Raw genomic sequence first — 19,513 nt, 5'->3', positions numbered from 1 at the left:
TAACGCCCGCACATTGCTGCGGGCTTTTTGATTCATTTCGCAAATGTGCTGACATTTTCCCCTCTAATCCGTACCATACACGCCACAGTTTTTTATATCAGATTTCTTATGCTGGGCGTTCCGGCATGACGCATACTCTTCTGATGCCATATAACGAATTGAGTCGCTTTTAAATGTCGCAAAATCAAGAAATTAGTAAGAAAGAACAATACAACCTGAACAAGTAAGGGCAAAAATCACAACTCTCTGACTCATAAGTATTTTACTTATTTTTCAATGTGTTAAATATCATCAGCGACAACAATAAGCTACGATAACCCACTCTTTTTTTGCCCCTTTTTTGCCCCTTTTGCAGCGCTTTGCCCCATTTTTGCCATCAACAATTTTCCTCATCAAGTCATTTCAAAGCCTAATAGGTGCCCTACTTTTTTCCTCAGTACCACGTCGCCAGCAGGAAACAACCTAATCCCGGTTCGGATCTAAAATTGCTAATGATAATCATTTTCATTTTGTATTACTTATGCTATAAAACATAGCCGTTGCTATGTTTGTTCTAATTTTGCTCACTATAGGTACTAAATTATGTACTCAATAAAAAAAGTAACCATGCTCTTGGGGTGCCTCGCCCTCACCTGCTCGATCGCATTTCAGGCGAGTGCAACTGAAAAATTCAAGGTCATTACAACATTTACCATCATCGCAGATATGGCCAAAAACGTGGCTGGAGATGCTGCAGAAGTCTCATCCATAACCAAGCCCGGTGCAGAAATTCATGAGTATCAGCCTACCCCTGGCGATATTAAACGTGCGCAGGGGGCACAACTGATTCTCGCCAATGGTATGAATCTGGAATTGTGGTTCCAACGCTTTTACCAGCATCTTAATGGGGTTCCAGAAGTAATTGTCTCTTCGGGTGTGACGCCAGTAGGGATCACTGAAGGCCCCTATGAGGGCAAACCTAACCCCCATGCCTGGATGTCGCCAGATAATGCTCTGATTTACGTCGATAATATTCGTGATGCGTTGATAAAATACGATCCGGCAAATGCACAAACCTACCAACGTAATGCCGATACTTATAAAGCCAAGATTACCCAAACCCTTGCCCCCCTGCGTAAGCAGATTGCTGAACTCCCTGAGAATCAGCGATGGATGGTCACCAGTGAAGGGGCTTTTTCTTATCTCGCACGCGATTTGGGGCTAAAAGAGCTTTATCTGTGGCCGATTAATGCCGATCAACAAGGCACGCCGCAGCAGGTACGTAAGGTTGTTGATATGGTGAAGAAAAATCATATCCCGGCAGTCTTTAGCGAGAGTACGATTTCCGATAAACCAGCGCGTCAGGTTGCGCGTGAAACCGGCGCGCACTACGGCGGTGTACTCTATGTCGATTCCCTGAGCACAGAAAACGGCCCGGTACCTACGTATATCGACCTTCTGAAGGTTACTACCAGTACGCTGGTACAGGGAATTAAAGCCGGGAAAAGGGAGAAATAATGATGCAATCTGCGGGCATTGTCGTTAATGATGTTACTGTCACCTGGCGTAACGGGCACACAGCACTGCGCGATGCATCCTTCACAGTACCAAGTGGATCTATTGCCGCTCTGGTTGGGGTAAACGGTTCCGGAAAATCGACGTTGTTTAAAGCGATTATGGGATTTGTGCGTCTGACCAGCGGAAAGATATCTGTTCTGGGTATTCCCACGCGACAGGCGCTACAGAAAAACCTGGTTGCCTACGTCCCTCAGTCAGAAGAGGTTGACTGGTCATTTCCTGTACTAGTGGAAGATGTGGTGATGATGGGCCGCTATGGGCACATGGGTATGTTGCGTATAGCCAAAAAGAGGGATCGTCAGATTGTCACCGATGCGCTGGAACGTGTCGATATGGTGGATTTTCGCCATCGACAAATCGGCGAGCTTTCCGGTGGACAAAAGAAACGCGTCTTTCTGGCGAGAGCGATTGCACAGCAGGGTGATGTGATCCTGCTGGATGAACCTTTTACCGGCGTTGATGTGAAAACCGAAGCGAAAATCATCAGCCTGTTGAGGGAGTTACGCGCGGAAGGCAAGACGATGCTTGTCTCAACGCACAATCTCGGCTCAGTCACGACATTTTGCGATTATACGGTCATGGTCAAAGGCACCGTCCTGGCAAGCGGGCCGACAGACACCACTTTTACAGCCGAGAACCTGGAGCTGGCTTTTAGCGGCGTACTGCGCCATGTCACACTTAACGGCTCGGAAGAAAGCATTATTACTGACGATGAACACCCTTTTGTGGCACATCGACCGTCAGCGGTGCAGAGGGAAGCAAGATGAACGTGCTACTGGAACCCTTCAGCTATGAATATATGCTCAATGCGATGTGGGTCTCGGCGATGGTCGGCGGTCTCTGCGCTTTCCTGTCATGCTATCTGATGCTAAAAGGCTGGTCGCTGATTGGCGATGCGCTGTCGCACTCTATTGTCCCGGGTGTTGCGGGGGCATATATGCTGGGGCTTCCGTTTTCTCTGGGAGCCTTCTTTTCCGGCGGACTGGCAGCGGGCAGCATGCTGTTTCTTAACCAACGCACTCGCTTAAAAGAAGATGCCATCATCGGCCTGATCTTCTCCTCCTTTTTTGGCCTGGGGCTGTTTATGGTGTCATTGAACCCGACATCCGTGAACATTCAGACCATCGTCCTGGGCAATATTCTGGCAATCGATCCGGCGGATATCCTGCAACTCACTATCATTGGCATTCTCTCGATCATCGTGCTTTTTTTCAAATGGAAAGATCTTATGGTGACCTTTTTCGACGAGAATCACGCCCGTGCTATTGGATTGCATCCGGGCAGATTAAAAATCCTCTTCTTCACCCTGCTGTCAGTTTCGACCGTTGCGGCGCTGCAAACGGTTGGTGCCTTTCTGGTGATCTGTCTGGTGGTGACTCCCGGTGCAACAGCATGGTTGTTAACCGATCGTTTTCCCCGCCTGCTCATAATTGCTGTAACTATTGGCAGTGTAACCAGTTTCCTCGGCGCGTGGGTCAGTTACTTTCTGGACGGCGCGACAGGTGGAATCATCGTGGTGGCGCAGACACTGCTGTTTCTTTTAGCATTTGTATTTGCGCCCACCCATGGGCTTTTGGCAAATCGTCGGCGTGCGCATAAAGCGCTGGAGGATCGCTCATGATGGCATTATTACTGGAGCCACTGCAGTTCACCTTTATGAGTCACGCACTGCTGATTTCACTGGTAGTTTCCATACCCTGTGCGCTGCTGTCGGTCTTTCTGGTCCTGAAAGGTTGGGCACTGATGGGTGACGCGATGAGTCATGCGGTTTTTCCTGGTATTGTGCTTGCCTGGATTCTGAGGTTACCTCTGGCTACAGGGGCATTCGTCGCCGGAGTATTCTGCGCGGTGGCGACGGGATACCTGAAAGACAACAGCCGAATCAAGCAAGATACAGTGATGGGGATTGTTTTTTCTGGCATGTTTGCCGCAGGTCTGATCTTGTATATTGCAGTCAAACCAGACGTACATCTTGACCATATTCTTTTCGGCGACATGCTCGGGGTAACCATCGGCGATATAATCCAGACGGTGATTATTGCCGGGCTGGTTACACTTGTTATTAGCGTAAAATGGCGGGATTTTTTGCTGTTCAGCTTTGATTATCAACAGGCGCAGGTAAGCGGTTTGCATACGAGATGTCTGCATTATGGGCTGCTGTGCATGGTCTCTCTGACCATTGTGGCGACGCTGAAAGCGGTAGGTATCATTCTCTCCATTTCTCTGCTCATTGCGCCTGGCGCCATTGCGGTACTCCTGACACAACGCTTTCATATTGCGCTCCTACTGGCGATTGGCATATCGGTAATAGTGTCAATGACTGGTGTCTGGTTGTCCTTTTTTATCGACAGTGCACCAGCTCCGACGATTGTCGTCTTATTCGCGGTTGTGTTCATCATGACGTTCACCGTTACCAGCATCAACGCACGCACAAAGGGAAACACCCATACACAGGATTTGTCATCACCCAATTAGCACAACATCCGAGGACAGCATCGTCCGCTGGCCCACAGAAGTCCGGAAAGTCATGGAAGGTCGTTGTTGGGAGGAGGTACAAATTCTCTCATGCAAAAAATACGTAAAATCGATAATAGCTGGAAATAATTCAATACATGCACTCTCAAAAGTGCATCAGCCAGCCCCCCACGCCAGAGACGTGTTGCTGTGGCGACCGTCATCACTTCCGGTCAGCACATCGTGCGTTTTCCCCTTGTCGTCGGTCACCTGCAGATAATCCCCGGAGAAAGTCGACACACGGCTGTAAGCCACATCTTCGAGGGAGTTCGCCATTGTATAAAGCGGCGAGTTTTCCTGCATTCGCTCTTCATTAGTCTGATCAACAGATTTGGTGGATGGCCGCATAAAAATCTGTCATTGCTTCCCGATTTTCTTTCAGTCGGTTCAGATCAACATCCAGAACGTCAGCGATTTGTTGTGCAGTCATCCGGCACGCTGCCAGAGACTCGACTTTCGAATACGGAATCATTTGTCACCCCCATTGATATGCAGGGTGTCTTCTTCCTGTATTTTTCGTGAAGGATTTTTACTGCAGCGTTGTTCCAGGTGACCTGATGGTGAATGCGTTTATGGCTGGCACCCATCAGTGAAATTTTTACGCACGACGGCGCATACATGACGGAGTAAAAACTTTTAACGTAGGTTCCGGAATCCAGATACAGCTCGGTCATTCCGCCGCTGTTTTTCTGCGTCTGTTTCTGCCCTAACTGGACAGCACCGATCGTCATAAACAATTCACCACAGCGACCGAGATTCGTGTACGTATTCACATCCTCGTTAATGCGCCCCATGAATGAGAACGGTCGATCAACCGAACAGATAAAGCTGTTCATTGCCTTGCGTTTCACCCACGAAGCATGGCCGCCATTGTCACCAAGAAAATCCCCGCCCTGCGACATAGCGATGGAAAGAGCAGGTATTGATTCGTAGTACGCTAGCATTTCAGAAAGGATCGCATCCAGTTTCCTTATCGGAAAATAGGCCTGGTCATAGTTGCGATCCACCCGAAACTGGAACTCGTGATAATCATCATCGAGCTGAATGAAGTATTTACACCCGACCAGTTTTGCCAGGTCGAAACAGGCATTACGGGCGTAAAAAATTGAGCGGCGGTCACAGAAATTATCGGCTTCGTCAAAACGACTGGCGATATCGGCTTTGGAAAACACCAGCACCTGTTCACCAAATTCAGCCATGTACTGATGCCGTGTCTTATCTTCATCATCAACAACGATAAAAATTTTCCCGGTATAGCCAGCACGACGCAACGTCCGGTAAGTCAGAACTTTGTCCGGTCGCCCGTGAGTCAGAATAAAGGCGCAAAAATCATCACGCATATTCCTCCTCCTCACCACCATGCATGATCTCCACCATGCGCTGCGTCATCCGGACAAATCCATTTTCAATAGCCTGCTGATAATCAATGATCACCAGCGCCGACTCCTCGAAAAAACACTGAATTTCAGAGGGGGCGTGAGCGTAATAGTCCGCAATTCTGCTGAAATTAAACACCGTGTGACGTTCTGCCGCACACAGGAGGAATTTCTCAATATCAGGCTCAAGGGACGCCGAACGTATCCGGCTGATCAGCTCCTGAGTTTTCGTATCGTCGTACAGTTCACTGATATCCGGTTTACCGCCCGACGGCTCATAAACAGGCGTATCAATTTTCGTCGTATACGGCTCCTCCTCATTTCCTGTACCGGGCAAAACATCCGTCAACAGTTCATCAATTTCTGTCGGGATGAAGCCTGTCAGGGAGACATCAAAATCAGCATTGATTAGGTCCGACAGCTCCATCCGCAACAGATCTTCATCCCAGCCAGCATTCATCGGCAGGCGATTATCTGCCAGGCGGTACGCCTTTTTCTGCTCATCCGTCAGGCCAGACAGAACAATGACCGGAACAGAATCCATTTTGAGCATTTCAGCCGCCATAACACGACCGTGACCCGCAATAATTTCGCCCTTTTCGTCAATCAGCACCGGATTAGTCCAGCCGAATTGCTTAATACTTTCTACCAGTTGTGCCACCTGCTCAGTACTGTGCGTCCTGGCGTTGTGCGCATACGGTGACAATTCTTGTAATGGGCGATAGACTATCTTTAATTTCTCGCTCATACAGCCTTGCTTTATGAATAAAACGCACCCCAGCAGCCAGTGCTACTGGGGACGGAGGTGTTGCTGGTAAAGTTAGGTATTGGATCAATGAGTGAGTCAACATAATATTAAACTCACAATTATAAATCAGCCATATATTAGGAGCGCCAAAAAAAACCTGAAAACAATATAATAACAGGATAAATTTCAAGGCGACCAAGAATCATAGCTATGCACATTAAACATTTTGCAATGTCATTAAGCACTCCGAATGACGATGCAGTAGCCCCAAAACCTAATCCCATATTATTAATACATGCAGCCACTGTTGCAAATGATGTAAGAAAATCATATCCCATACCATTTAACACCAGTATAAAAAACACCGTGAAGAGAGTATAAAGAAAAAAGAAACTCCATACAGACCTCATTACACGATCTGTAACTATCTTCCCTCCTACATTTACACTCAACAACGCTCTGGGATGAGAAAGCTGATTTATCTCGTGTTTGCTTTGTTTGAAAAGTATAAGAAATCGAAGTGACTTAATTCCACCACAAGTTGAACCTATACATCCCCCAAAGAAACTTGACAACAGCAAAAACACTATCGTGTGCGTGGGCCAACTTGCATAATCCTGCGTAGCTAAACCATTATCAGTGAGCATGGAGCTGGCAAGAAAAAACGAATGAATAAAACTTCCATGCAAGTCATACATACCTATATGCCAGACCTGGAAAGAGGTAACAATGATCACACCTAAGGCTATTAACAGAAAGAAACGAAGTTCAATATCTCTGATTAAAGGTTTTATCGTTTTCCTGCTAATAACAATATACCAAAGAGTGAAGTTGAAAGCCGATAGCAGGGAAAAAGAACCAGCCACCAGCTCAACCAAATAGTTATTAAAATATCCGATACTCTCGCTATGAGTTGAGAAACCACCAAGCGAAACTGTGGAAATCCCGTGACAAATAGCATCAAACAAAGGCATTCCTGCAAGTCTATAACAGACAATACAAGCAATACCTAATAAAGAATAAGTTATCCACAGTGTCCGTGACGTATCGGCCAGGCGGGGAGTGAGTTTGTCATCCTTAAATGGCCCCGGCATTTCTGACTGATAAAGCTTTGCACCACCAATACCCAATAATGGCAATACAGCAACCGCCAGAACAATAACTCCTAAACCACCTATAAAATTTAACTGTGACCGATAGTACAAATATGCCCGAGGTAATGAACTAACATCATCAATTACAGTTGCTCCTGTTGTTGTTATTCCAGAAACCCCTTCAAACAGAGCATCAATGAACGTTAAATTAAGTTCTGAGTCAATCCATAAAGGGAATGCACTAATAACAGAAAACAAAATCCAAAACATTACAATTATAATAAACCCATCACGGGTACGTAATTGAATGCCAGATTTCTTAGTTGTATACCACGCTCCGCCACCAATGCAAAAAAATATAACGAAAGTTATAAAGAAAACAAACAGGCTTTTTTCTTTATAAAACAATGCTACAACCATTGGTGGCAACATTGAAAGACTATAGAGCCAAACCAGGAACCCACACATATGAGTAACAACTCTTACATGAGATGTATTCATATCTAAATATTCTTTCAATTATAACCACCTTGCTGCAATATTATGATTATACTGTATAAAATTTAACTCCTCTTAGATCTTACTTCACTGTTCCTTATGAAACAATCATCAAAATGAATCATATTGTAGTTAAGATTTTACTTTAAACACTGCTCGGTTATGTATTGCTGAGCACCTTCAAGTTGGGCCTGCATCATTACCAGTCGTTCCCGGAGGGTGAAATAATCCCGTTCAGCGGTGTCTGCCAGTCGGGGGGAGGCTGCATTATCCACGCCGGAGGCGGTGGTGGCTTCACGCACTGACTGACAGACTGCTTTGATGTGCAACCGACGACGACCAGCGGCAACATCATCACGCAGAGCATCATTTTCAGCTTTCGCATCAGCTAACTCCTTCGTGTATTTTGCATCGAGCGCAGCAACATCACGCTGACGCATCTGCATGTCAGTAATTGCCGCGTTCGCCAGCTTCAGTTCTCTGGCATTTTTGTCGCGCTGTTCTTTGTAGGCGATGGCGTTATCACGGTAATGATTAACACCCCATGACAGGCAGACGACGATGCAGATAACCAGAGCGGAGATAATCGCGGTTACTCTGCTCATACCTCAATCTCTCTGACCGTTCCGCCAGCTTCTTTGAATTTTGCAATCAGACTGTCAGCCTTATGCTCGAACTGACCATAACCAGCGCCCGGCAGTGAAGCCCATATATTGCTGCAACGGTCGATAGCCTGACGGATATCACCGCGATCAATCATCGGCAAAGCGCCACGCTCTTTAATCTGCTGCAGCGCTACAGCATCCTGACTTTCTGGAGAAAAATCTTTCAGGCCAAGTTGCTTGCGGTAGGCATCCCACCAGCGTGAAAGAAGCTGGTAACGTCCAGCGGCTGTTGATTTGAGTTTCGGATTTAGCGTGACAAGTTTGCGGGGGTGATCGGAGTAATCAGTGAACAGTTCGCCACCGACAATAACATCATAACCGTGATTTCTGGTTTTCTGCCGTCCGTTATCTGTTCCTTCTGACCATGCCACCATATCAAGGAAAGCTTTACGCTGGGAATTAAGTGTCTGCATTAATTACTCCTTATGGGCACCGAACTTGTTACCGATGACCCTCATTGCCGCACCACGAATAGCATCAACACCAATCAGCCCCACCCCACCACCAATGGCAACAGAAAGTGATTTAGGCCATCCGACATACTCAAGCGCGGATGCAAAGGTCAGCGTCAGAGCACCACAAAGCAGAATCTCAAGCGTTTTTCGTTTCCAGCCGCCGCCACAGCCAAAATAGGCAATGCGCAAACCAGCCATAATAATTGACATAACCACTGCACCCAGCGGCGTATCTCCACGCCACCAACTTTGTAAGAGTTCCAGTAAGTCAGGCCAGGAATGAGGGGCATTGTGCATTTTCATAAGCCTCACCTCCGAGAGTTCGGATGGTGCTAAGTGTAAGATTCAGGCTCACAGGCTTGCTAACAAGAAGTCGAGGATGTTTCCGGAGCCTAACAACGAAAAAGCCCCGGGACATGCCGGGGCCAGATGGAGTGCCAGATTAAGCTTCTGGCGGTATATACTCGTGTTTGATATCGTTAAATCGCCAAAAGTAACAATTCAAACAAAGAGGATTTTTATGTCTGAAAAAAACAAACCACAAGGTGAAAATAAACCTCAGCAACCCGTGGCACCAAAACCAACTCCAACACAAAGTACTACAGACTTTGCTACACGTCGTGTTTTTGTTGGAGATTCTGCCGACTCAGTCATTGAACATATAAAAAAAAAGCCGAGATAAACATCGCCGCTACCGGAGCAAGGATGGTATACATCCTTGCTTTATCGAGACTCGTGCGGATTTTCTCATTTTCCAACAGTAACTCTCTTGCTGTATCACTCAAGTCAACAAGGCGATACCTTCGTATAAGCGGCAATAACTTATCAGGTCCTAAATATCCTGCATCAGCGAATATTTTAAAGCTCGAGGGCTCCATATCCTTATATTTTTCATGATATAGATGATCAGGAGGGGCATTGATCAGGCCCCTAACCTTCACAGATAAACCAGTACATACCAAGTAAATGGCGCACCATGTCCATAGTAATGTAAATGTGGTAATTCCGGCGGTGAGAAAATCGAAATTAGTTTTCTGTGTCAGCAATAAAAAAGATGAACCAATTCCAACAATCTGAATGTTCAGAAGTTTGTATCCATTCTCAACATTGGTTTTGTTAGAAAGATGAATCTCTCGTATCGTCTCTTCCCCTTGTTTTTCAAGATAATCGACGAGCTCATCATCTACTCCTAAAAAATAATCTTTAGGTAGTTCTCTCATCTCACCTCCACATCCTGTACTGAAAACAATTTTACCAGAATGTCTCGATTCTAGGTATTCCGCCAGGAATCGCGCTCCAGAAATGAAACATCAGGTTCGCCAGTACCAGAAACAACAAAACCCGCTCAATGGCGGGTTCTGGTAAAGTTCATGCGCTTGGTTCGCCTCGCGATACAGCTTTGCGAAGCATACCGGAATTGAAGCAGTTTATGCGTAAAAAATCAAGCTATTTTTTGAGCAAATGATTCTCGCATGGGAATATATAGGGCATACTCAGCAACAGCCAACCAATTAGCAATTCGCTTTTCGCATGTGCTAAAACACCACTCAGGATGTGCATCATTTAGCAATTCAGCCATTTTGCGCTTAGTCATCCCCCGTCCTTCATACCGTTGCCGGAGGACACTAATCAATCCAGGATGCTCTGCCAGCACCTCACTTATGACTCTATCAATACATAACGCCTCTGCATCAGTACAATGCGCCAGCCAGGTCTTTTGCTTGCCATTGATCATCTCTCGCAAAAACGCTTCCAGCTCAGGTTTCTCTATTCCCGCTTTTTTCATCCTGCGCAGGGCTTCATTGACGGCTGTTTTCGTCAATTTTTTGGATGCCAGCAACTGGTTAAACATATTTCCCGTCTTACCGCCGCCAATATACGACCAGCGCCCCCACATGCGCAGTTTTCCCTGAATCCAGACACTTTCCAGCGTGGTGAGACGAAGGTGTTCCCCGCTTTTGCCTGTATTTGTTGGGTAAATCATAAATAACCTTCCTTTCTCCAGATTTCTTGTGTGCGAAAAACACCTTCTGCATGCATCAGGCGTAATTCTTCTTTGGTGTAATCGCTGGTTTTTACCCGCCCGTCGATTAAATCGTGGCATGAGCTACAGGCAATCGCTGCCTGCATATCGTGTGGTTTTGTCGCTGTTCCGCACGTCCCCGCCAGCCTGTAATGCGCCAGCACAGATGTTTCGGGATTGTGATTGCAGTAGCCAGGAATTCTGACGGTGCACATCTGCCCCCGCGCCGCTTTACGTAAATCCACCATTACGCAAACTCCAGTAACTGTGCGGCCACATTTTCGACTTCCTCCGGAGAGGAAAATTTACGGAACAGGATCCAGTTCCACAGCACATTCAGTACGGATTTATAAACCTGCTGAAACTCGGTATCGTCCATATTTGTAAACGCGATAGATCTTGCCCTGCGTCCACGGCTACCGTCCGGATAAAAATGCTCGGTGTAAAATCCGGCCTCAATAGTTACCCATTCACGGAAAGCATCAAATGACTTTAGCAATGCCGTATCACAGGTTCTGCGTATCGCAATGGTATTCAGATATTGTTCTGCGGCATCACTCAGGGCTGGCGTATGTTCCCGGCCGACCGAGTCACACAGATAATCAACGAAACCGGACACAAGTTTTCGTTCACGAGAGGTGATCGCCCCACCGACAGGAGTCCAATAATCGAATCCGAGTTGCAGGAGTTTGAAAAAACGCTTGTGAAATGCGTAGTTACGCACACGCTTAAAGTCTGCGTGTATCCACTCACCTATTTTGATTTGATGCAGAAAATCGCAACTCTCCGGCGTCGCCGGGAGAAGTAAACCAGAAGAGGTTTGTTTGACCAGTTGTATATGCGCCATTTCTCAATCTCTCGATGGCGCAGCGCAGCAGATGCCAGTTGTTCAGGCTGACGAATAAAGTATAAATAAACTGGCTATGGTGTAAAGCCCCACATAGCATGAACAAACACTACATATCAAATAGCTGGTACAAGGATAGAAATACGACATTTATTATTAAAAACGATTAGATAAATTACATTTTAATGTTATGCAAAAGTTCTTTTTTATCATAACATTTCAATAAAAGCATTACAGATGCAATCATCCCGTCATCATCAATTATTTAAGGTGGTTAAACATGGAAAATAACAAGTTCGCACATCTCGCTCCTTTTTTATCCGTAATCCTTTTCGCTTGTTGTTTTATATGGGCATTATTTTTATAAAGTAGCCACATGATAAGTTGCTGGAATCATATTTCCCACTCAAGTCATTAACATTTGATAAGATATATCTAAAAGGACGCCTTTACATTATTTATGTGTATATAATTTATTTATATACACAGTAAAGGTATCCTGGGAAAATATTTATCGTTAAAAAATACATCATAAATAATTAAGCTGAAATTTCAGAACACAACTAATACACACAATAAGGTTCAGTAACAATAATCTATGTGGACTACATCGAGATTTTTTGATTAAACTTTAATAACTTATTCCTAACACACAGAATGCATAAACTAAAAGTAAAACAAATAGTTATACGAAAAACAACCATATTTATTATATCTTCTCCTCTAATCAACATATCAATTATGTGTTTCATAACAGCTTGACATAACCCTCAAAAACACGCATTTATAATGCATGTTTTTGAGGAGGTGGTTATGACACACAAGAGAATTCCTAAAGATTGGGTAATCAAACGCTCAACTCCGTTCTTCACAAAAGAGAACGTACCTTCAGCGTTATTAACACATCATAATACAGCAGCAGGTGTTTTTGGGCAGTTGTGCGTAATGGAAGGCACTGTAACATATTATGGTTTTACTGATGAGAATGCTACTGAACCGGAGATAAAAGTAGTCATTAATGCTGGCGCTTTTGCAACAAGCCCACCACAATACTGGCACCGTGTTGAACTAAGCGATGATGCTCAGTTTAATATTAACTTTTGGGTCGCTCCAGACTTCTCGGGCGAAAAAGTCTATAGCACCAAAAAATAGATGATCATATTAAAAATGCTTTAACAGTCAGACCCGGCAGGGCTATCCCCGACGGGTCTCATTTTTGTAAATATATTGGTTCTACATTGACAGGAGACTTCAACCATAAGAAGTAATCTGAATACTTGAGCAATAAATTTACTTAAGATTAATGAGCGCACCTTGCCGGACAAAGATAAACCAAGGTAACACCTTTTTTCTAGCCAGTATGTAATCAATCAGAAAGCCGCTCCATAAGAACAATAGCAAGACAATAAATTGCCACCACAGCCGCAATAGCCAACGCACACTTGAGAACCAGCACGACAACCTCCTGTATTGGACGTGCACCTGCCCTGATAAATATGAGGCTGTCTCGTCAGTGATTCAATACAACTATTGGGTATAGTTTCTGTGATTTTGTTCTGTAGAAATGGAATACAACAACCAGTCACTACCAGCACTTCTTTAAATACGCCAAGTCCGACGGAAGCCAACATCTAGTCTGCTTTGAACGAGGAGCTAACTTTGGTGTATATAGAAACATAATCACTACAGGTAGTTCCGAAAAAATTTCTCTATCGTGATACTTGCTGGTTTTATTTTAATCTCTGTAATTTTTTACGCAGAGCATTAACTCGTCTCTGAACCCCTATTTTTGGATTAAAGCTCAAAGCTTTTTCATAGGCATCAAGAGCATCACTAAAGTTACCAAGTAAATCATTTGCTTCACCTTTGATGCGAAATGCGGCTGCAGCCCAGTCAGTTCGGTCTTTCGCTCCTTCATTAAGAGCCATTTCAATTGCTTTCAATGCTTTTTGAGCATTCTTCTCACTGGGATGTTCTCTTAAAAGCGCTCTCGCGGCCTCTACTTTAAGGTTGAAATTTCCTTTATATAGACAAGCATCTTTATACGCTTCCACGTCAATGGGAATACCGATGGCAGTGTATCTGAAGTATCCAATATTTTTGCATTTCACTTTCAGCGATCTTAGCTCCCCATTTTCATCGAGATCGAAGAAATAACTATCAGCCCATCCATACTCAGGTTTAATGGAAAATATTGTTGTTTTTGACCACAGATTTATTACCTCAAGGATATTTCCATCTTTACCGGGCGCTGCGGCTGTCTGAACCGATGCGTATTTACCACAATGAGAAATTCCGATATTATAGATATTTGCTTCATAATGACGTCTAAACTTTTCATTTCCTTCAACATCAATAGCAATCAAATCAGCTTGCAGCGCAGAACCAAATCCAGCGTCATGAACAATATAATCACCTGTGTCAGCGACAGCAGCATTAAATGGTCGGGCAATAGTTCTGAGCTTATGAAGGATACGAAAAGTTGGTTTATTAACTAAAACAACTGTTCCAAATCCACTTTCCCGGTGCCCTCCCCTTCCATTGCCATCAAAGTCACTACAGCCTACAACCCAATGTTTGTTTGCAGACAGATACGCCTGTCCAAAAAAATAAGGAGAATCAATAGTAAGCCAATCGTTTTCGATTGATATATTTCCGTTTTGTTTCTTGAGTTTAGGAGTTATGTTAGCTGTTAACTCATGCAAACTTGAAGGCGTCATTGTTTTTGCAGAAGTTATCCTGGAGGTAAGCAAATTGAATAGTTGTGAAATAAATCCCATTTATAAATACTCCTGAGTAGCTTTTTTAAAACGTTGGCACTTATATGGCCCTCCGTGGACAAAGTGGATCCAAAAATGTCCATTCTATCTAAGGCCAGACGAACGTTCTGGTTGAAAATCTGAGTATCGCTTCGTCGCTAATTCGCCGTTAGACATATTTAACCACTTTTAGCAAAAATATGCACATTTTTCATCCAAGAAAACAAAAAATCGCCATCCGCAACAATCTGCTTGTTTTCGTTAAATTTTGACAATCACGCCTTTTTCTTCTCGGCAGAGCTGAAAAATGCTAAAGTCGTATCTGGGTGGATTAATCGTATACATGGGAAAAGTAGATACGGAAGAAAGGGGAAAAGTAAAAGGTAGATGCAAAAGAAAGGTCCGCTTTGAGCGAGGAGCGGACTTGTTAATATCGAGCCTATCTCGTAATGATATAATTGAAGACATGTTGTAGGCCTAGCAGGATATCCATGACTCATCAAACTGTCAGTAAAACATCCCACTTACGCCTATGTTTTATTGATAGATTAACCAACTTTCCATACATTTACTGCTTGTTCCGACATCCATTTTTGAAAATCATTGACAGCCTCTAAATTCCATTCAGGATACTGTGTAATCTTAGCCGCTAATTTATACTTTGATTTTCCATATTCATTTTTCTTCACTTCAAATGAAGCTCTTTTTAGATTATCTTTATCCATCAAAACCATATTTCCTAACCTATCCTTTACGTCATTAACCCCCTCCCCAAACGAATTGCACCACCCTTTCTCTGGGTTAAATGGACAAATATGTTCGAGTGTAACTTTTTCATGATCGCAATTATTACCAAGATATTGTTCAATTTCAGCCAAGAGAAATCTAATTTTTTTGGCTGTTTGTCTACTTGGCATTCGATGAAATTCAAAAGCATTAAAGAACACGTTATCATCAGGATATAACCTCTTAAACTCCTCCCCATTTTTCACATTGCTAGCTCTCTTGTATTCCTTATTGGAGATCTTAATCGCAATTTGATTATACATGCTTTCTTGTTCACTTGGTGATAAATGACAAATAACATTGTATCTAATTGATAAAATATATAAATAACGAGTCAGGCTGACGAACTCATCTGGATTGAATTGATTAAAAGCTGATAGCAATACTGTTAATGGCTGTCTAATATTAAAGAGTCTAATGCCGTTCAGATAATGAATGGCCTTCTTGTATTTAGTATCTTGCTCTGCCCACCATGAATCATTCGGGTTAATCAATGATGCATAAATAGGTGCGGAATTTATCAGTGATCTTAAATAATCGTATGCTTCTTTAGGGGTTGTAATTACTTTTCTCATTGAAGTGTATAAATTATTTTTTGTGACCATTTTTCTATGAGAATTATGATGATACCTAATGTAATCAGAAACATTGCTTTCTCCCAACTGATCGATAATCTCCGACCATTGCTCATCTAACTCATCTAATTCCTCATCTCCGATTTTCTCATCCTTAGTTACTATCGAAAACAAATAGTTTTTTAAGAGATCTGGCGTGGATAACTGGACTCCTCTCGCATTTAAAGTTTCAAATACTTTGTATGCATTTAAATCATCTTGAACAACTATTTTTGTAAAAACCATACTCGAAGAAAAATCGGCAATAAACTGTGCGATCTCAGCGCCGGTATTACCGAACTCCTTCTTTTGGAAAAAATCAAAGCATTTCTTGAGTAGCTTATTTGTAGATGTAGTTCCACGAGTATTAGGAGCTTCTAAGTTTGAACAGATGCTTTGAAAATATCTTTTATTATTTCTATTTAAATCTAGCTTGCTAACCACCTTTAATGAAACGAAGTTTTTGTTACCCACAAATGTCTTTGTTATTGCATCAAGTCGCTCTGTGTTTTGTTCAACCTCCTCTCCTTTATCTATCAAGTTTTTAATGGCTTTCATGGCTGCTAGAACTATAATCGACAAGGTTACTAATCGTTGTTGACCATCAATGACCTCATGTTGATACTGTTCTTTTTGTTGAAGAACTATATATCCCATATAATGAAAACCTTCATCATCAAGTGCTGTAACATCACTCCAAAGGTCCTCCCATTGTTCTACATCCCAAGCATAGTCTCGCTGGAATCTAGGAACAATGTACTTATTTGACCCTCCAATTAATTCATTGAAGTTCTCATTTTTTGGTTCCATTAACATAAACTGTTTGGCCATATAATTGGAATCCTCTACTTTTTTAAAATTAATTTCATGCCTAAATTAAATGGGTTCTTGCATGATATATACTGCTAATAATTATCTTGACACTTCAGGGCCACTCTTTACCACCTTTACCGATAAAATAATACAGCATTTGTTTAAGTAATGTCCGCAGCTGGCACAAAGCAGGCAACCACACTAGTTCTACCCTGTGCCACAAAATGTCAATTTGCATCTGAACTAATGCACTTTAATCTCGTCACTTCAATAAATACCGAACATCCCCCTGATAAAACGACAATATGCGCTGCATAACTTCGCTCTTCCGGCACTCGCGACAGATTATGTTTAGGCGACTGTCGTAGCGACGTATTTCTCCGTCAGGTAATGACCAGATAAGGTCCGGATCAACCACAACCGGTTTCTTCAGCTTTGCCCTCGATAATTTTTTGCGGGCATTTTGCCAGTCTTTACGAGCCTGTTCAGACGGGAATAACCCGTAGCCAGAATTGTATACATCGCCACTGGCAACCAGCTCTCTGGCCAGAACGCTCATCAGATATCTTGTTGCCCCAGTTTTAGCTTCCAGTTGTCGTAACGTCTCGCGCCCACTCTGGCGTACGAGTTCAAGAACCTGCCCTTTAATTTTTTCCCGCTCTTCTTGTGTAAAAACTTTTGCCACAAGCCCTCCTGAAAATTACCTCATGACCAGAAATTAACACTTACCCCCTGAAGCCCGGCGGAATTTCGTTATCCGGTTCAGAAATATGATTCACACAACGCTGGTTGTTCGTGCCGCTTACCGGGAGCAACCAGGGGTTCTCAAAATTCCGGTCCGGTCCAAAAAACGTCGTCGCTCGCTGAACAAATTCCGTTCCCGTTTTCCCGGTAGCCGCCAAGTATCTTGCGTAACGCCTCACGCCATCCAGCATGGCCTCTGGTGGCACCCCCTCGCGTAATCTGGCCTTCCAGGCACTGAAAGCGGATTTCTTCGGGTTTGCCCCAGCACGCAACGGGTACTCCCGCCAGACCTGTTCGAACACATCCGGATAATCCACTCGTCCCACAGACTGCCCGGTGTTTTCCGGGACTACCCGATCGGCTTCCCGCTGAATGGCGGAATCGGCTTCAGGCTGCTGCAGTTGGTGTGATTGCTCCGCCCTTGCGGTCATCACCTGCTGCACAGCGCCCGAATCGGCTTTCAGCGCATACGCTGAATCGGCTTCCGGTGTCGTGCCTGCTGGCTGACCAAGATTGACGGTCTGAACATCCCCTGCCTGGTTCGTGGCGTTTTTTACGCCATGGACCATAGTGTTTTGATCTTCTTGATCTGTATCTTTATCTGTATCTTTATCTGTCGTGACTCGTCGTGACATGTGCGTGACATTTCGTGACGCGCCGTGACAATCGCCATTTTGTTCCCGCTTTCTTTCCCTCTCTCGCTGCGCCCTCTTGCGCTCTGCAGGAGATTTTGCGGTTTGCGAAATATTGCCGTTGTCCTCTTTAAGCACCTGGCGTTTTTCCCATCCAGTGATTAAATCACCATCAAGTACCCGCCCCTGCATCGTCTGCAAAATTGAATCAATTACCTCTTCTGTCACGTCGAGCGCACTTGCCAAATCTTCTGTCGTGACATCAATGTGACCTCGCGTGACATTTCGTGACGCGCTCACCAGGAGGTGGATATACACTGCCATCACTGTTGCAATTGGCTGTCCTGACACCCTGGCAATTGTTCGCCACTTAGGGTCATTTGGCATGTCATGCCATAATCTGAGCCAGGCGTTAGCCATACTCACCTCTTTTGATACCGAATCTTTTTACTCACAAATTGCCGGAAGTGATCCGGTATGAATATTGCGAGTCAATGCACAGCCACAATATTTCCTGCAGGGCCACCACGATTCATCTGGTTGAAACCAGCGATCGCCACTGCGACAAAATCATCAGCGTCTCTCACCAGTCGTTCCCGCGTCTCCACTAGTTCCCGAAAATAGGCTGAGCTATGGCTGCGCATTCGGGCCACCAGCAGAGGTGGCATTGCTTTTTCGATAGCTGGTAACAACGCCTGAATTTTTTCAACTGCATCAGGGGTGTCTTTCTCTACCCAGCGGAAAATTTTCTGGGTATTGCGAGCCAGGGCTTCCGGATGGCTGTCGTCATACAGTTCTGGGAACGTCATACCCAGTTCAAAATAAGCCCTGGTTATTTCAGCTGCCGGAACTTTTTCACCGTCCGGATGCGCCCAGGCATTCATCGCCATGCGGATGTGTTCATGCTTGATTTTCATGAATCAAGCTCCTAGAAAGTGGTTGTGTTAACATTTTGGTATCTTCCAGCTCGGGCCAAATATTCATCCAATCAAAAGGCCTTAGTTGCTGACGTGTAACTTCACCATTACTGGCTCGCTCAATAAGGACACATAACGATGCCCCTAACACTTGACCTTTACTCAATGCCTTTCTTAGATAACCGATGCTGGTACCACACTCGCATGCAAACATACGCTGTTCATCTGACGAAAGAGAATTGAGAAATAGGTAATGCTGCCAACTTACTGATTTAGTGTATGATGGTGATTTTAAGGTGCTTGCGTGGCTTCCATTTCCATCAGATGTCCTTCCTGCTCCGCTACTGAAGGCGTGGTGCGTAACGGCAAAAGCACTGCCGGACATCAGCGCTATCTCTGCTCTCATTGCCGTAAAACATGGCAACTACAGTTCACTTACACCGCCTCTCAGCCCGGTACGCACCAGAAAAT

Annotated in this window: 22 protein-coding genes and 1 pseudogene; 7 read left to right on the top strand and 16 right to left on the bottom strand. The window is 44.3% G+C overall.

Annotated features, from left to right (window positions below; all coding sequences use genetic code 11):
• Positions 1-582 precede the first annotated feature (582 nt).
• The 4 genes from sitA to sitD are packed head-to-tail and all read left to right on the top strand — an operon-like array spanning position 583 to position 4,032.
• Positions 583-1,497, top strand: a complete 915-nt coding sequence (sitA, locus tag K0778_RS16455) for an iron/manganese ABC transporter substrate-binding protein SitA (protein WP_000286867.1) — start codon at positions 583-585, stop codon at positions 1,495-1,497.
• On the top strand, positions 1,497-2,324 hold the full coding sequence (gene sitB, locus K0778_RS16450) for an iron/manganese ABC transporter ATP-binding protein SitB (RefSeq protein ID WP_000983721.1): 828 nt from the start codon (positions 1,497-1,499) through the stop codon (positions 2,322-2,324). Before sitA ends, sitB begins: the two co-directional genes overlap by 1 nt.
• Complete coding sequence (gene sitC, locus K0778_RS16445) at positions 2,321-3,178, top strand: iron/manganese ABC transporter permease subunit SitC (protein WP_001101728.1); 858 nt, start codon at positions 2,321-2,323, stop codon at positions 3,176-3,178. Before sitB ends, sitC begins: the two co-directional genes overlap by 4 nt.
• Positions 3,175-4,032, top strand: a complete 858-nt coding sequence (gene sitD, locus K0778_RS16440) for an iron/manganese ABC transporter permease subunit SitD (protein WP_000968131.1) — start codon at positions 3,175-3,177, stop codon at positions 4,030-4,032. The genes sitC and sitD overlap by 4 nt, the downstream gene beginning before the upstream one ends.
• Positions 4,033-4,191: 159 nt before the next feature.
• Here sitD and K0778_RS16435 read toward each other — a convergent pair.
• From K0778_RS16435 to K0778_RS16405, 7 genes and pseudogenes are all read right to left on the bottom strand, one after another.
• Positions 4,192-4,374: pseudogene (locus K0778_RS16435) on the bottom strand (Ail/Lom family outer membrane beta-barrel protein); the annotation flags it as partial.
• A gap of 104 nt (positions 4,375-4,478) precedes the next feature.
• Positions 4,479-5,411: a hypothetical protein gene (locus tag K0778_RS16430; protein ID WP_001204028.1), complete on the bottom strand. Its 933-nt coding sequence runs from the start codon at positions 5,409-5,411 to the stop codon at positions 4,479-4,481.
• Positions 5,404-6,195, bottom strand: a complete 792-nt coding sequence (locus K0778_RS16425) for a ParB/Srx family N-terminal domain-containing protein (RefSeq protein WP_001291105.1) — start codon at positions 6,193-6,195, stop codon at positions 5,404-5,406. The genes K0778_RS16430 and K0778_RS16425 overlap by 8 nt, the downstream gene beginning before the upstream one ends.
• Before the next feature lie 137 nt (positions 6,196-6,332).
• On the bottom strand, positions 6,333-7,790 hold the full coding sequence (gene trkG / locus K0778_RS16420; protein ID WP_001097895.1) for a Trk system potassium transporter TrkG: 1,458 nt from the start codon (positions 7,788-7,790) through the stop codon (positions 6,333-6,335).
• 137 nt (positions 7,791-7,927) lie between these two features.
• Positions 7,928-8,392, bottom strand: a complete 465-nt coding sequence (locus K0778_RS28610; protein WP_000092309.1) for a lysis protein — start codon at positions 8,390-8,392, stop codon at positions 7,928-7,930.
• The gene (locus K0778_RS16410) at positions 8,389-8,865 is read right to left on the bottom strand and encodes a glycoside hydrolase family protein (RefSeq protein WP_001194112.1); all 477 of its coding nucleotides are present in this window, start codon (positions 8,863-8,865) and stop codon (positions 8,389-8,391) included. Before K0778_RS16410 ends, K0778_RS28610 begins: the two co-directional genes overlap by 4 nt.
• 3 nt (positions 8,866-8,868) lie before the next feature.
• On the bottom strand, positions 8,869-9,210 hold the full coding sequence (locus K0778_RS16405) for a phage holin, lambda family (RefSeq protein ID WP_029488570.1): 342 nt from the start codon (positions 9,208-9,210) through the stop codon (positions 8,869-8,871).
• A 163-nt stretch (positions 9,211-9,373) separates the two neighbouring features.
• Here K0778_RS16405 and K0778_RS16400 point away from each other — a divergent pair, with 163 nt between their 5' ends.
• Positions 9,374-9,589, top strand: a complete 216-nt coding sequence (locus K0778_RS16400) for a hypothetical protein (protein WP_175984715.1) — start codon at positions 9,374-9,376, stop codon at positions 9,587-9,589.
• Here K0778_RS16400 and K0778_RS16395 read toward each other — a convergent pair.
• The 4 genes from K0778_RS16395 to K0778_RS16380 all read right to left on the bottom strand — a co-directional run bounded on the left by K0778_RS16395 (position 9,558) and on the right by K0778_RS16380 (position 11,777).
• Complete coding sequence (locus K0778_RS16395; protein ID WP_059328899.1) at positions 9,558-10,127, bottom strand: hypothetical protein; 570 nt, start codon at positions 10,125-10,127, stop codon at positions 9,558-9,560. The genes K0778_RS16400 and K0778_RS16395 overlap by 32 nt on opposite strands.
• A gap of 221 nt (positions 10,128-10,348) precedes the next feature.
• A complete protein-coding gene (locus tag K0778_RS16390) occupies positions 10,349-10,891 on the bottom strand; it encodes a DUF1133 family protein (RefSeq protein ID WP_000640144.1) in 543 nt (180 codons plus the stop codon).
• The gene (locus K0778_RS16385) at positions 10,888-11,178 is read right to left on the bottom strand and encodes a DUF1364 domain-containing protein (RefSeq protein WP_000228038.1); all 291 of its coding nucleotides are present in this window, start codon (positions 11,176-11,178) and stop codon (positions 10,888-10,890) included. Before K0778_RS16385 ends, K0778_RS16390 begins: the two co-directional genes overlap by 4 nt.
• Positions 11,178-11,777, bottom strand: a complete 600-nt coding sequence (locus K0778_RS16380) for a DUF1367 family protein (RefSeq protein WP_063084529.1) — start codon at positions 11,775-11,777, stop codon at positions 11,178-11,180. Before K0778_RS16380 ends, K0778_RS16385 begins: the two co-directional genes overlap by 1 nt.
• Positions 11,778-12,590: 813 nt before the next feature.
• Here K0778_RS16380 and K0778_RS16375 point away from each other — a divergent pair.
• A complete protein-coding gene (locus K0778_RS16375) occupies positions 12,591-12,929 on the top strand; it encodes a DUF1971 domain-containing protein (RefSeq protein WP_000149055.1) in 339 nt (112 codons plus the stop codon).
• Positions 12,930-13,507: 578 nt separating this feature from the next.
• Here K0778_RS16375 and K0778_RS16370 read toward each other — a convergent pair.
• The 5 genes from K0778_RS16370 to K0778_RS16350 all read right to left on the bottom strand — a co-directional run bounded on the left by K0778_RS16370 (position 13,508) and on the right by K0778_RS16350 (position 19,042).
• Positions 13,508-14,557 carry a tetratricopeptide repeat protein gene (locus K0778_RS16370; RefSeq protein WP_063084527.1) on the bottom strand — a complete coding sequence of 350 codons (1,050 nt, stop codon included), beginning with the start codon at positions 14,555-14,557 and terminating at the stop codon, positions 13,508-13,510.
• A 527-nt stretch (positions 14,558-15,084) separates the two neighbouring features.
• Positions 15,085-16,767 carry a DUF262 domain-containing protein gene (locus tag K0778_RS16365; protein ID WP_001118594.1) on the bottom strand — a complete coding sequence of 561 codons (1,683 nt, stop codon included), beginning with the start codon at positions 16,765-16,767 and terminating at the stop codon, positions 15,085-15,087.
• Between the two features lie 244 nt (positions 16,768-17,011).
• Positions 17,012-17,434, bottom strand: coding sequence for a DUF977 family protein (locus K0778_RS16360; RefSeq protein WP_001151151.1), 423 nt, complete (start codon positions 17,432-17,434; stop codon positions 17,012-17,014).
• A gap of 40 nt (positions 17,435-17,474) precedes the next feature.
• A complete protein-coding gene (locus tag K0778_RS16355; protein WP_001262352.1) occupies positions 17,475-18,545 on the bottom strand; it encodes a hypothetical protein in 1,071 nt (356 codons plus the stop codon).
• Between the two features lie 71 nt (positions 18,546-18,616).
• Positions 18,617-19,042 carry a toxin YdaT family protein gene (locus K0778_RS16350; RefSeq protein WP_000693836.1) on the bottom strand — a complete coding sequence of 142 codons (426 nt, stop codon included), beginning with the start codon at positions 19,040-19,042 and terminating at the stop codon, positions 18,617-18,619.
• A 304-nt stretch (positions 19,043-19,346) separates the two neighbouring features.
• On the opposite strand from K0778_RS16350, the gene K0778_RS16340 reads away from it, so the two are divergent.
• The coding region (locus K0778_RS16340; protein ID WP_047664789.1) for an IS1 family transposase at positions 19,347-19,513 on the top strand (167 nt) is incomplete at its 3' end.

Source organism: Escherichia sp. XD33 (assembly GCF_019375075.1).
GTDB lineage: Bacteria > Pseudomonadota > Gammaproteobacteria > Enterobacterales > Enterobacteriaceae > Enterobacter > Enterobacter flexneri_A.
Note: the sequence above shows the minus strand (reverse complement) of the source record. Positions and strands in the feature narration are given on the sequence as shown.

Coding starts and splice junctions, on each gene's coding strand:
- K0778_RS16380 (WP_063084529.1), bottom strand. CDS start 11,777: ATGGCGCATATACAACTGGTCAAACAAACCTCTTCTGGTTTACTTCTC.
- K0778_RS16390 (WP_000640144.1), bottom strand. CDS start 10,891: ATGATTTACCCAACAAATACAGGCAAAAGCGGGGAACACCTTCGTCTC.
- sitA (WP_000286867.1), top strand. CDS start 583: ATGTACTCAATAAAAAAAGTAACCATGCTCTTGGGGTGCCTCGCCCTC.
- K0778_RS16370 (WP_063084527.1), bottom strand. CDS start 14,557: ATGGGATTTATTTCACAACTATTCAATTTGCTTACCTCCAGGATAACT.
- K0778_RS16395 (WP_059328899.1), bottom strand. CDS start 10,127: ATGAGAGAACTACCTAAAGATTATTTTTTAGGAGTAGATGATGAGCTC.
- sitB (WP_000983721.1), top strand. CDS start 1,497: ATGATGCAATCTGCGGGCATTGTCGTTAATGATGTTACTGTCACCTGG.
- K0778_RS16410 (WP_001194112.1), bottom strand. CDS start 8,865: ATGCAGACACTTAATTCCCAGCGTAAAGCTTTCCTTGATATGGTGGCA.
- K0778_RS16425 (WP_001291105.1), bottom strand. CDS start 6,195: ATGAGCGAGAAATTAAAGATAGTCTATCGCCCATTACAAGAATTGTCA.
- trkG (WP_001097895.1), bottom strand. CDS start 7,790: ATGAATACATCTCATGTAAGAGTTGTTACTCATATGTGTGGGTTCCTG.
- K0778_RS16355 (WP_001262352.1), bottom strand. CDS start 18,545: ATGGCTAACGCCTGGCTCAGATTATGGCATGACATGCCAAATGACCCT.
- K0778_RS28610 (WP_000092309.1), bottom strand. CDS start 8,392: ATGAGCAGAGTAACCGCGATTATCTCCGCTCTGGTTATCTGCATCGTC.
- sitC (WP_001101728.1), top strand. CDS start 2,321: ATGAACGTGCTACTGGAACCCTTCAGCTATGAATATATGCTCAATGCG.
- K0778_RS16350 (WP_000693836.1), bottom strand. CDS start 19,042: ATGAAAATCAAGCATGAACACATCCGCATGGCGATGAATGCCTGGGCG.
- K0778_RS16365 (WP_001118594.1), bottom strand. CDS start 16,767: ATGGCCAAACAGTTTATGTTAATGGAACCAAAAAATGAGAACTTCAAT.
- sitD (WP_000968131.1), top strand. CDS start 3,175: ATGATGGCATTATTACTGGAGCCACTGCAGTTCACCTTTATGAGTCAC.
- K0778_RS16385 (WP_000228038.1), bottom strand. CDS start 11,178: ATGGTGGATTTACGTAAAGCGGCGCGGGGGCAGATGTGCACCGTCAGA.
- K0778_RS16405 (WP_029488570.1), bottom strand. CDS start 9,210: ATGAAAATGCACAATGCCCCTCATTCCTGGCCTGACTTACTGGAACTC.
- K0778_RS16430 (WP_001204028.1), bottom strand. CDS start 5,411: ATGCGTGATGATTTTTGCGCCTTTATTCTGACTCACGGGCGACCGGAC.
- K0778_RS16375 (WP_000149055.1), top strand. CDS start 12,591: ATGACACACAAGAGAATTCCTAAAGATTGGGTAATCAAACGCTCAACT.